The organism is Aeromicrobium sp. EU05-FHT14F07 (assembly GCF_058790455.1).
Genome location: NZ_JBYTCR010000017.1, coordinates 37,629 through 49,630 on the forward strand (window position 1 = coordinate 37,629; position 12,002 = coordinate 49,630).

A 12,002-nucleotide genomic window follows, 5' to 3' on the forward strand; every position below is an offset into this window, starting at 1 on the left:
TGTCCGAGCCGCTAGCTCCGAGGGCCGACCACGGTGAGCGCATTGCTCTCGAGGTCGGTGAAACGTCCGATCGAGGTGGTGAGGGTGCAGCCGTCCACGGCTCGGCCCTCGAGGACCATCGCCCCACCGGGCCCGGCGTAGACGGCGCCGTCGCAGCTCGGACCGGGGTTGAAGCGCAGCTCCTCGTCACCGGCGACGGCGGCGAGCATCTGCGTCCGCGGCCCGGGGTTGTCGGAGTCGTACAGGACGTTCTGGTCGTCGGGCTCCCCGTTGGACCAGCGCGGGAACAGCTTCACCGGCACGACCTTGTCCGCGAAGGTGAGGGTGCTGGGCACCACGACCTCGATGCCGGCCAGCCGCTGCAGCACGTACGCCGTCGACTTCACGACGTCCGGGTCGTCCACGGCGGCCGCGGTGGCGTCGGCCTGCGAGCCGAGCCACGTCTCCAGGGCCTGCTCAGGATCGGACCCGAGGTCGGCGCCGACGGTGGCCTCCACGCGCTGGCTGCCGCCCGACTCGACCGCCACGGGGACGACCTGGCCGGGACAGGTGGAGCGGATGCCGGTCGCCCGGGTCACGTTGAGGGTGGTCTCGACGTCCCAGGTCACCTCGGGGCAGCCCTGTCCCTCGACCTCGGGCATCACCTGCAGCACGTCGCCACGCAGCGGGCCACCCGTGGAGTCGAAGGTCATCACCAGGTCGATGCTTCCCGTCTCGGGGTCGAAGGTGGCCTCTCGGGCGACCTCCAGACCCGACGGATAGCTCACCGGATCGGCCTGGAACGTCACGGGCGCCCCCGAGCCGCCTCCGTTGCCACCGGTCAGGCTCGTGACGACGAGGTAGCCGCCGCCGGCCAGGACGACGACCGCTGCGGCCACTGCCACCCACACCCACATCCGCCGTCGCCGCTCGACCTCGACGGTGGGCGCGCCGGGCGCGAGCACCGGTGCCTCGAACGCGCGGTCGCGGCGCGCCAGGTTGGTCTCCCCGTCGACGAGCGCGGCATCGGCACCGCCGGCCAGCGCCTTGACCTCGCCCTGCGCCGCGACGGGAGCCGCGACCGGCGCGAGGCCCTTGAGGTGGGTGGCGCCGACGTCGATGCTGTCGTCGGCCCGCGGCTGGATGACCGAGGCGGGGGCCGCTGCGGCCACGCTGACCCACTCGGTCGGCTCGGGCTGCGGGGAGAGCGGGGAGGCGTCGAGGACCGCGTCGGGCAGGCCCCGCAGCATGCGCGCCGCCGTGGCGGGGGTGGGCCGGACGGTCGGATCCTTCGCGAGGAGCGCGTCGAGGACGTGCCAGAGCTCGGGAGCGACCGGGAGCACGGGCGGCGCCGCCGTCACGTGCCGGAAGCCGACCGTGTGGGCGGTGCCCGCGCCGGCGAAGGGCGTGCGGCCGGCGACCAGCTCGTAGAGCATGACACCGGCGGCGTACACGTCGGACGCCCCGCTGAACCGTCCTTCGGAGAACAGCTCCGGTGGCATGTACCCGGGGGTGCCGAGCAGGCCGGTGGCCTGCACCGTCGAGTCCTGCGCGAGCCGCGCGATGCCGAAGTCGGACAGCCGGACACGCGTGCCGATCGGCGCGGGCCCCTCGGCCAGCAGGACGTTGTCGGGCTTGACGTCACGGTGCAGGCATCCAGCGGCGTGCGCGGCAGCCAGCGCGTCGAGCACCGCTGCGACCACCTCGACGGCCTCGCGCGGCGTGCAGGTGCCGGACCGGTCGAGCAGCGTACGCACGTCGGAGCCCGTGACGAGGTCCATGACGATGGCGAGGTCGTCACCCTCGACCACCAGGTCGCGCACGCGCACCACGTTGTCGTGACGCAGCCCCAGCAGGATCGACCGCTCCTGGATGAACCGGCCGACGATCTCCGGATCCTCGGTCAACTCACGTCGCAGCAGCTTGGCGGCCACGTGGTCGCCCGACGTGCGGTCGAGGGTCAGCCAGACCTCGCCCATCGCACCCGAGCCGAGCCTCTCCTGGAGCTCGTAGCGGCTGCCGAGCGCCCGACGGCTCCCCACGTCCACGTCCGGCCCCCGTCAGTCCTGCGCGTCGTCGCCGACGCCGAACCAGAAGAGTCGCGGGGCGTCGTCGCCGTCGGCCGGCTCGGGCCGCACCCCCGGGTCCTGCGTCGTCGCCCGCAGCACGGCGACCCCGCGGCCGGGCACGACGTACGTGGAGGAGAAGTCGAGCGCCGGGCCCGCCAGCGCCTGCTTCGCGCCGAGCTTCAGGCCATCGAGAGCCTGGGCGACGTCGCCCGGCTTCGACGACCCTGCCTTCGACGCCGCGCGCACGAGGGCGACGACGGCGTCGTGGCTCGGCAGGTCGGCGTCGGCGGCCGCCTCCTGCAACGGCGTGCCGTCGACCACCGAGGTCGCATCAGGGTCGGACGCGAGCAGCCGCAGGGCGGAGAAGTAGGCGGCGGCGGAGTCGGCAGCGGCGTCGGAGCCGAGCGTCGACGCGTCGGACGCGTCGACGCCCACGGCCTCGAGCCGGCCTGCGACGGTGCCGTCGCCACGCACGACGGCGTCGGCGAACCGGGGACTGAGTGCCTCGGGGGTCAGGTAGACCGGCAGGTCCGGAGCCGCGCCCTGGAGCGCTGCGACGGCCCGGGCCTGGGTGGTCGTGGACGCGCTGACGACGACGGAGTCGACCGTGCGGTCCTCGACGCCCTTCGCGATGCCCCGCACGGCCTGCTTGAGGTTGTCACCGTCGAGCTGCACCGTGCGCGCACCCTCGAGGTCGGGGGCGGGGGAGCCGTCGCCGACGAGCACGACGCTCGCGGAGACGCCGTCGGACTCCCGGGCCTGCGTGAGGCGCTCGTCGACCTGCCCCTCGCTGGGACCGAGGACGTGCACACCCTCCGGCACGCCGCCGGTACGCAGGTACGGGGCGACCACCGGGACGTCCGCGTCCGAGGCGAGGTCGAGCGCGGCCTCGACGTGCGAGCCCGACGTCGCGAGGACGATCCCGGAGACGCCTTCGTCGACCAGCTTCTGCACCCCCTGTGTGGCCCGCTCGGCCGAGCCCCGGTCGTCGACCACGGAGAACGTGATCTTCCGACCGGCCAGACCGAACCGGTAGGCCGCCACCTCGGCCCCCGCGGACGCTTCCAGCCACTCCGAGCCCTGGCCTGCGTCCGATGTCGAGGAGACGACGAGGCCGATCGTCAGGGCGTCGACCTTGTCGGCCGCCAGCGCGACCGCCGCTGGCTCGCGAGGATCGGCCTGCGCCCCACCCGTGCAGCCCGTGAGGGCGAGCAGACCGGCGGAGGCGGTGACGAGGGCACGCTTCATGGTCAGTCCTTGCCGACGTGGAACGAGAACACGGTGGTGTGCGACGAGCCGCTCGGCAGCTTCAGGTCGAAAGCGGGGAACGCCGACTCGGCCTGCAGCGAGGCCGCCACCTGCTCCTGCTGGAGCAGCAGGGCGTCGAGGCTCGTAGCCCGGACACCGCTGAACGCGTCGACAGCACCGCCCGCGGAGGCGACCTTCTGGTTCGACGCCCCGGTGTTGCGGGCACCGATGTTGATCGAGCCGAGCAGACCGCTACCTGCGCGGTCGGGGGAGCCGATCGAGGCGATGATGGCCGCAAAGTCCGCCGCCAGCTCCTTCTCCGAGGCGGCCAGGTCACGATTCGACGCCGAGACGCGGTCCTCGATGGCCTGCGTCGACTTCGCGATGGTGCTGTCGAGCGCCGTCTCGAAGCCGGCGGCCTGGGCGTCGAGCCGCTGGCGCTGGCGCTCGATCTGCTTCCTGCCCTGGTCGGCGAGGGCCCGGCCGATCCCGTCGAGCGAGGAGCCGAAGCCGCCGAAGAGCGAGCTGGTCCCGTTCGCGGCGGCGTCGCCACCGGCCTGGACCTTGGTCGAGCCGTCGGCGACCTGTCGGTTGGCGTCGGCGAGGGCGTCGTCGACGCCGTCGAAGGCGGTGGCGACGTCCTGGGAGATCTGGCCCTGGCTGGTGGTCAGGGTCTCGACCGTGCAGCGCAGCGCGTTGGCCGGCGGCAGGTCGTCGTCGTCGCACGTCACGGGGGCGCTGGCGAACAGGTCGTCCAGGGAGGCGAGGGTGCCGTCGACCTTCTCGTCGACGCTGCCCGTACCGCCCTGGGTGGCGTCCAGCACCTGGCCGATGCTGTCGCGCAGCGACTCGACGATGGACGGGACGCCCGTCGAGGAGGACAGGTCGGCGATCTGCTGCCAGGCGGCGAGCTGGTCGTCGACACGCTCGGCCAGCGGCTCGGGGAAGTCGCCGGTGGGTGCCGGGAGGCCTGCGCAGTCCTTGCCGCTCAGCAGACCGGCCGCCTGCGTGCGCTCCGGGGAGTCCGGCAGGGTGCACAGGGTGGTCTGCAGCGCCTCGACCTGCTCCTGCACGCTCTCGTCGCCGTCCGACAACGCGGCCACCTGCGCGGCGGCAGTGCTGTGGATCGTGGCGAGGCTCTGCGAGAGCTGGCTGCTGGTGCTGATGGAGGTCAGGATGCCCCTCAGACGAGTGACGAGATCGCCGATCGACGAGCCCTGCGCGCCGCTGCGGATGTCGGAGACGAGACCACGGACGCCCTGCAGGTCGGTGAGGACCGTGCCGAGCTGGTCCGAGAGCGTGCCGACGGCTAGCGCGTCGATCGAGCCCGTGACGGACGCCTTGGCGCTGGCCACCGCGGTGACGCTCTGGCCGAGTCGCCCGGAGGCGCAGTTCAGCGCGCCGAGCGCGGTCGTCGGGGCGTTCGGCGTCGCCGGGCAGACGTCCGTGGTGCTGCCGAGCGTGGCCTTGAGGCTGGCCACGACCGCGTCGCGGCAGGCGCCCGACTCGGCCTTCAGCTGGCCGAGCTGCGCGCGCACGGCTCGCAGCTGACCGACCACCGTGGCGCTCGGACGCACCTGCGCCGCGTCGAGGGTGCAGGTGGCTCCCTGGCCGGTGCCCGGTCGGACCGTGACCGGCTCCTCGAGCTTCTCGGGGTCGCCGAGCACGCGCGTCTTCACCTGGCCGAGGGAGTCGCTCATCTGCTGCACGGCCTTGTCGCTGGAGGAGTCCAGCGCGGCGCTCATCTGCGACTCGAGACCGTCGATGTCCGAGGCGAGACCGCTGAGCGCGGAGTCGACGTCGCCCGCGCTGCGGTCGAGGTCGGAGAGGGTCTTCGAGCCGAGCTGGCGCGCGGACCCGCTGAGCAGCTGCTCGACCTTGACGAGCACGTCGCCGGCCTGGGCGAGCGACTGCCCGACCCCGGTGAGCACGCTGATCGTCCGGGTCTCGAGGTCGCGCTGGCTGCCGGCCGACTCCGAGAACGCCGAGTCGACCAGGCGTGCGACGGAGGTGTCGGTGACCAGGCCGGGCTGCGCGCTGATGTCGAAGGAGGGCGGGGTGATGTCCGCGGAGTCGATGACGAGACGGAACGTGGCGCTCGTGGCGAGCCGCGGCGGGGCGAGCATCGTGGCCCACTGGACCTGCGTCGCGCCGTCCGCGACACGGCTGACGACACCGTTGGTGCCAGCGCCCCCGTCCTCGCTGGCGGAGACCACGGAGGCGGTGTCGACGTCGTCGAGCCTCGCCGCGGCCATCACCGTCAGCGGGGTGCCGACCAGGGCGGGCGCCTCCTTGCCGACGCCGTTCGCGTCGTAGGAGAGCACCTTCGGCCGCACCGTCGTGTTCTGGACGGTCACGAGGATCTCGGCGCGACCGGTCTTGCCGTCGAGGTCCTGGAGGTCCGTGCCCACCGTTTTGCCGAGCCGGTAGGACGTGAGCACGCGCAGCGGCAGCTCCGAGCCGGTCTTCGCGGGGTCGTGCTCCCGCTCGGTCTTCTCCGGGTCGGCGTCGCCCTCCTGCGACACGGTGTCACTCGTGATCCTGGTGATCGCACCGCTGTCGTCGACCGACACCGCGACCGACTGGAGCACCTTCTGGGGCGCCGCCTGGGCCGGCATCAGGCCGAACGTGACGAGACCGGCGGACGCGGTGACGACGACGCCCAGGGTCAGGCGGCGGCGCGTCCGACGTCCGGTCGGTGCGGTGAAGGTGTCTCCCACGGCTGCATGTCCTTCTCGCGTCGGCGACCGTCCTCGGGACGGCGGTGTTCCCCTGGAGGAACGATGTCGATTCGATCGAGTTACTGAACCGGATTCCCAAGTCCGGCACGCTGAGGATAGGCGAGCCGGACCCCGGCTGCCCAATCAACCGAGACCTTCGTCCCGCATCTCGGTCAGACGAACGCGTTGATCCCCGTCTCGGCCCGCCCGATCAGCAGCTTCTGCACCTGGCTCGTGCCCTCGTAGAGCGTCATCACGCGAGCGTCGCGCAGGTACTTCTGCACCGGGTACTCGTCGATGAACCCGTAGCCGCCGAACGCCTGCACGGCGAGGTTCGCGGCGCGCACGGCCGCCTCCGAGGCGAACAGCTTGGCCTTCGACGCCGCCGTCCCGAACGGCTCGCCGCGCTGCATGAGGTCGGCGGCGCGCCAGGTGAGCAGCCGCGCGGCGTCGGCGTCGACGCTCATGTCGGCGATCATCTCCTGCACCAGCTGGTACGACGCGATCGGCCGGCCGAACTGCTCGCGCTGGCCCGTGTACGCGACGGTCTCCTCCAGGCAGCCCTGGACGATGCCGACGCAGCTGGCCGCGATGGTCACCCGGCCCTTGTCGAGCGTCTGCATCGCGATCTTGAAGCCCCGGCCCTCCTCGCCCAGCAGCGCGTCGCCCGGCACGCGGACGCCGTCGAAGGACAGCGCTGCGGTGGCCTGGCCGCGCAGGCCGAGCTTGCCCGTGATCTCGGTGGCCTCGAAGCCGGGCGTGTCCGTCGGCACCAGGAACGCGGACACGCCGCGCGGGCCGTCGTCGCTGGTGCGGGCGAACACGAGGGCCACGTCGGCCCAGGTGCCGTTGGTGATGAACACCTTCGAGCCGTCGATCACCCAGTCGTCACCGTCGCGGCGGGCCCGGGTGCGCAGGTTGCCGGCGTCGGAGCCGTTGCCGGGCTCGGTGAGCCCGAAGCAGCCGAGGATGCGGCCGGCGGCGATGTCGGGCAGCCAGCGCTGCTTCTGCGCCTCGGTGCCGTGCCGCAGGACCGACGTGCCGAACAGCCCGGACGAGACCGAGACGATGCCGCGGATCGCGGAGTCGGCGCGGCCGAGCTCCTCCGCCGCGAGGACGTAGGTGAGGTAGTCGCCGCCGACCCCGCCGTACTCCTCCGGGATCGTCAGGCCGAAGAAGCCGATCTCGCCCAGCCTCGGGATGATCGACAGGTCGACGGACTCCGCGCGGTCCCACGCGGCACGGTGCGGCACGACCTCCCGGTCGAGGAAGTCGCGGGCCAGGGCGCGGAATCCGGCCTGCTCGTCGGTGAGGGTCAGGTCCATGAGGTCGATGCTGCCACGGGAGCGGTGGGGCAGCCGGTCGACCTCAGCCGAGCTCCGCATCGAGCTCCTCACGGACCGCGTCGGCCTCCGCGGTCCGCCCCGCGGCCCCCAGCCGGTCGGCCACGGCGTACCCGAGCACGCCCCAGGCCCTCGTGCCGGGCTCCAGCTCGCGGAACAAGGCGACCGCCTCGTCCAGGACGTCGACGTCGAGGCCCCGCAGCAGGTGGAGCGCTCGCGCGGCGAGGTCGTCCACCCCGAGCCGGCTGTTTTCTCTCAGCCGCGCAGACCTACCCGCCCATGAGCAGGCCTCGTAGTCGGCCGCTATCTGCTCAGGATGATCCGGCGAGCCAAAGCGCGACGATGGCTGCTTCTGGCGCATCCACCTAGAGCGGACGTGGAAGGACGTCGCCTAGCGCTGACCTACCTGGACGCTCGCTGCTGCCGTTCGATGACAAAGTCCAGGTCAGGGCTACCGATTTCTTGAGCCCACGCGTTTCGCGCCTTCGCTGCCCATCGGATCAGGTAGGCGATCAACATGATGAGTCCTGCGGTGAACAGCGCAACTACAACGGCGCTCTCGCCCCGCGTGAGGTGGGCAGGCTGCGGAGCAAGTAGGGCGAGAGACGGAGCGATCGTGAGGACCGCGACGAGGGAAAGAACGACCACTTCCCAAACAAGCCCTACCGGCTCCGCGATCGAAGTTCGATTCGCCTGGGCGACCCGCATCTCGGCCTGAATCGATCCGAACGTCACCTCAGCCTCATGAAGACGTCCCGTGTAGGTGTTTCTGCCGGCAGCGTCCACGTCGATGAGGTCATAGTCGTCCCTGCCCGTCGGTGGACCGAGTTTGCCGCCCATCTCGTCACGCTTGGCGTCCTTCTCGGACTCGTAGAGCGCGTGCCATATCGGCTCGATCTCCATCGATAGCCTCATTGACTGCATGAACGTGCGCAGGCTCTTGTGATGCACTTGAGGGTGAACGAAACTCCAGACCTCGGAACCGCGGGCCTTCGCGGTCTCCGCACGCCAAACACGGAGTCGACGGTCGACGTCTTCGTCGGAGAACTTCTCCAATGCCACCGACGTCCGTGCGGCTTCCACATCAACCTCTATGCCTTCGTCGAACGAGGTGACGAGCAGGAGGATGAAGTTCCGCGAATCGAAGGCCTCGTCGATGTCGTAGTCGATCAACGCTTGCTCTGCCGTGTCGAGCCTCTCGGCTGCCGCTTCGAGCCGGAGCTTCACCTGGGCCACCGAACGGTCGGCTCCCCTGACCTCCCCCTCCACCGCCATGTACCGCGTCAGGAGAAAGCCACCGATGATCGCGACCAATGTCGCACCAGAACCTGCGCACGTCGTCAGCAAGTCACCCGAGTCCATAGTGGGGATGTTAGAAGAACTCGCTGACCACTCTGGACGATTGCCCACCAGGCGCTAGAAGTTGCCCTTAGATCGGTTGTGCGGGATGCAGAGCATCTCGCAGTTTGCGAGGTCTGTCGCCCCGCCCTTCGACCAAGCCTTCACGTGATCGGCATCCATCTCGGTCCGCTTGTAGATACGCGTCCTGTTGGTGTTGTCGCCGGCTGCGCACACCGGACAGTTAGACACGCCGTCGGCCTCAGCCTTCGTCGTCTGCTGTGCGTACCGAGTCGCGATCGTCTTCTCGTCGAAGACCCTCACCGCCAAGAGACGCGGATCGGACCCTCCACCAAGGACGTACTCATACACGCCGCGACGCTTCCCTACTGCCGGATCACCAAGCAGGCTAGATACCTCCGAATCCACCTTCGCGGCGTTGTACGACTTGGAGTGGTAGGTCTCGTAGAGGCGCCCCCACTCAAGACCCCGCATCTCCTTATCCGGCGAGCGGGTGAACACGCTCCCGATCCATTCGATGACCGTTGTGAAGTACGTCTTCAGCTCGGCGATCGAATCGTCGCCCCGATGCTGGGCGAGGTAGGCATCCACGCTAAAACCTTTACTTGAAGCAACCAATTCGAGCGCTTGCGCCAAGACCTCTTGCCGCTTGGGGTCACCTTTGACGTACCAACCCCATTTCTGGAGGTTGGCGTTCGCCGAGTTCGAGAACTCCGCCTTCGCCAGCGTCACGAATGGACCCGAGTAGATCGCATTCAAGAGTTCCTGAGGGCTAAGCGGAACTCCCGAGATATTGATGGTCTGAAACCAGTCTTTGATCTCGCGCTCCGTGCCCGAGCATTCGTAGACCAACAGATCGGACTCGACGATTTTGGCCTGCTCCTCAGGCGGCAGTGAGGAGAATGTCTGCTCTTTGCCGTTGACCTTGATGGCGAACTTGCCGGTCACGAACCGGCCGAAGGAAGTGATGCGCTGCTGTCCGTCCAGCACCTCGAGGCCCTCGGCGGTGACGTTAAAATAGATCAGCCCGAGCGGATAGCCCTTCAGGAGCGAGTCGATGACGGCAACGTCCTTCTTGCCGTCATTATAAATGTAGTTCCTCTGGAACTCTGGCTGAATCGTGAGTTGGCCGGCCAGACCGAACAGGCCTTTCGCCTCCAGCTCGTTGTAAACGAAACCCTCGACGACCTGGGCGACCGTGTAGTGCTTCAAATCGGTCTTCATCAACTCGCGCCCTTATGCCGGACTAGCACCCTCATGTAGGGAACTACTGGTCGGCCGCTGCTGTCGTAGTAGCAGAGGTCGGGATGGCCCTCAGTGATCTGGCCTGTCTGGCCCGAGGCGTAGTAGGCGTCAACGAACTCCTTCGACATGCCCTGTGTCTTCGTGTACCTGCTCAGTTCGACTATCTCGAATTGGTCGGGGTTGTACTTGTCGAGAAAGGTGATCGGGACGCCCATGACGCCACCGAAGTCGCTCGGGATCGCATCTGTGTACGGAACTTCGATCGCATCGAAGTTGTCGTACTCGAGATATCCCGCTTCCCGGACCTCCTTGTGGCGACTGAATTTGATGTTTTCCCTCATCGTCATCAACTGGAGAGGCTCGTGACGACGGCCGTGCTCGATGTTTGTAAACCAGCACGAGTTTCCCAGGCGGGTATAGTCATATTCCTCATCGGAGGGGTATCCGAGCCGCGCAGCCTTAAGCCGGTCGGTCTCTTTGACCGGCGCGCCCTTCGGAACCCCGAACACCATATCGGTGTTGTTGCCCGTCGCCCCCTTCCACAGACGGTTTGCCTTGATGAGGGCGAAGATATCCTTGTAGGTGATCGCGTTGCTATTGCCGATCATTGAGAACGTTTTGTCAGCACCCACCAGCCAAGCGACGAACTCGCGGAACAAGCTGAACGGCGGGTTCGTGAGGATGACGTCAGCTTCGTCGCGAAGCGCGGTGACCTCTGCACTTCGGAAGTCGCCGTCCCCTTCGAGGTAGTCCCAATGAAGATCGTCGATGTTAATGACGCCATCGCCATTGACGTCCTTCGCCTCAAGAACGAACTTCTTGCCTCTCACGCGATCCTTCGAAACGTCGTAGGCAGGGCTCTCTATTTCGAACAGACTCGGTTGATAGGACGCTCCTGCGGGATTGGAGTCCGGCGCATAGGACGTTGAGATGAGGCGCTTGATGCCGTAGTCAGCAAAGTGGAGAGCGAAAAACTTCGTGAAGTTGGACCACTCAGGATCGTCACAGGGCAGCAGAACGACCTTGTCGCGGAAGACGTCCGGGTCGAACTCGAGATAGGCGTTCATCTCCCGCTCGATGTCGGCCCACTGTGTATAGAACTCATCGTTCTTGGCAGCCTTCGCCCTGCTGAGTCCCGCGTTGCCAGCCACGCCTGTCCATGCCTCTCGCCGCGCCCCCATGACGCTCAGAGCCACACTAGCGGCGAGGGTCGACAATCAGTGCGAGCATCGTGCGAGTCTGTCGCTCAGGCCCCATCCAGCCTCCACCCGTGAGCCATAGCGTCACGCTCGTCCGGCGCCAGGTGTACCCACAGTTCGGCATTGGGCCCCGCCGCAGGGCGGTTGCCCTGTAGCGCGAGGGCCACCGTCTCGGACTGCTCGGTCACCTCGGGCCTAGTCGCGTTCTGGCTGTTGGTCTGGTTCACGGCGCTGTTTCTCCAGTGGCACCGAGCATGCCAGTCTCGGTCACGGAGATAGCTTCCTGGCCTGCTCGGCGGCTCAGGGTGGTGGTGGCGGATCGGTAGAGCTGAGCCCATTCACGAAGAGGGACACCCCGCTGCAGCGGGCTCGATCGGCCCTTCTGGAAGCGAGCCTTCCGGCGATTCTTGGCGGGCCCTCGGCCGGGCGCGTGACCACCTGGATCTCCTCGGCGACCATGAAGGCCGACAGGAGCCCGACGCCGAACTGCCCGAGGAACTCCTCCCGGGCGAGGCCGATGCCGTCGCGCTTGGTGCTTCGGCCGATCGTGGCGAGCACCGCCGACACCTGGTCGGCCGATAGCCCGACACCGGTGTCCGAGACGCGGAGGGTCCGTCCGTCGCTCCGGACGTCGATCGTGGCTGGTGCGGACGGGTCGAGGGCGCGGCGCGCGGTGATCGCGTCGACCCCGTTCTGCAGCAGCTCGCGCAGGAAGACGCGCGGACTGCTGTAGATGTGCTGCGCGAGGAGGTCGACCACGCCGTGCAGGTCGACCTGGAAGCGGTCCGCGGCCGTCATGGCCGTGACCTTCGCCGTGCCCACGACCTTCCGCCCGGCTTC

Annotated in this window: 9 protein-coding genes; all 9 read right to left on the reverse strand. The window is 68.6% G+C overall.

What is annotated here, in order from left to right; all coding sequences use genetic code 11:
• Positions 1-11 precede the first annotated feature (11 nt).
• Positions 12-2,027 carry a serine/threonine-protein kinase gene (locus AC3WRM_RS14505; RefSeq protein ID WP_492249256.1) on the reverse strand — a complete coding sequence of 672 codons (2,016 nt, stop codon included), beginning with the start codon at positions 2,025-2,027 and terminating at the stop codon, positions 12-14.
• 12 nt (positions 2,028-2,039) lie between these two features.
• A complete protein-coding gene (locus tag AC3WRM_RS14510) occupies positions 2,040-3,296 on the reverse strand; it encodes an ABC transporter substrate-binding protein (RefSeq protein ID WP_492249255.1) in 1,257 nt (418 codons plus the stop codon).
• Positions 3,297-3,298: 2 nt separating this feature from the next.
• Positions 3,299-6,016 (reverse strand): hypothetical protein, encoded by a 2,718-nt coding sequence (locus AC3WRM_RS14515; protein WP_492249254.1) that lies wholly within the window; start codon positions 6,014-6,016, stop codon positions 3,299-3,301.
• A gap of 173 nt (positions 6,017-6,189) precedes the next feature.
• Positions 6,190-7,401 (reverse strand): acyl-CoA dehydrogenase family protein, encoded by a 1,212-nt coding sequence (locus tag AC3WRM_RS14520; RefSeq protein WP_492249253.1) that lies wholly within the window; start codon positions 7,399-7,401, stop codon positions 6,190-6,192.
• Positions 7,385-7,594, reverse strand: coding sequence for a hypothetical protein (locus tag AC3WRM_RS14525; protein ID WP_492249252.1), 210 nt, complete (start codon positions 7,592-7,594; stop codon positions 7,385-7,387). Before AC3WRM_RS14525 ends, AC3WRM_RS14520 begins: the two co-directional genes overlap by 17 nt.
• 167 nt (positions 7,595-7,761) lie before the next feature.
• Positions 7,762-8,721, reverse strand: coding sequence for a hypothetical protein (locus AC3WRM_RS14530; RefSeq protein ID WP_492249251.1), 960 nt, complete (start codon positions 8,719-8,721; stop codon positions 7,762-7,764).
• A 54-nt stretch (positions 8,722-8,775) separates the two neighbouring features.
• Positions 8,776-9,942 (reverse strand): HNH endonuclease family protein, encoded by a 1,167-nt coding sequence (locus tag AC3WRM_RS14535; protein ID WP_492249250.1) that lies wholly within the window; start codon positions 9,940-9,942, stop codon positions 8,776-8,778.
• Complete coding sequence (locus tag AC3WRM_RS14540) at positions 9,942-11,114, reverse strand: adenine-specific methyltransferase EcoRI family protein (protein ID WP_492249249.1); 1,173 nt, start codon at positions 11,112-11,114, stop codon at positions 9,942-9,944. The genes AC3WRM_RS14535 and AC3WRM_RS14540 overlap by 1 nt, the downstream gene beginning before the upstream one ends.
• Positions 11,115-11,462: 348 nt before the next feature.
• Positions 11,463-11,960, reverse strand: a complete 498-nt coding sequence (locus AC3WRM_RS14545) for an ATP-binding protein (RefSeq protein WP_492249248.1) — start codon at positions 11,958-11,960, stop codon at positions 11,463-11,465.
• Positions 11,961-12,002 lie beyond the last annotated feature (42 nt).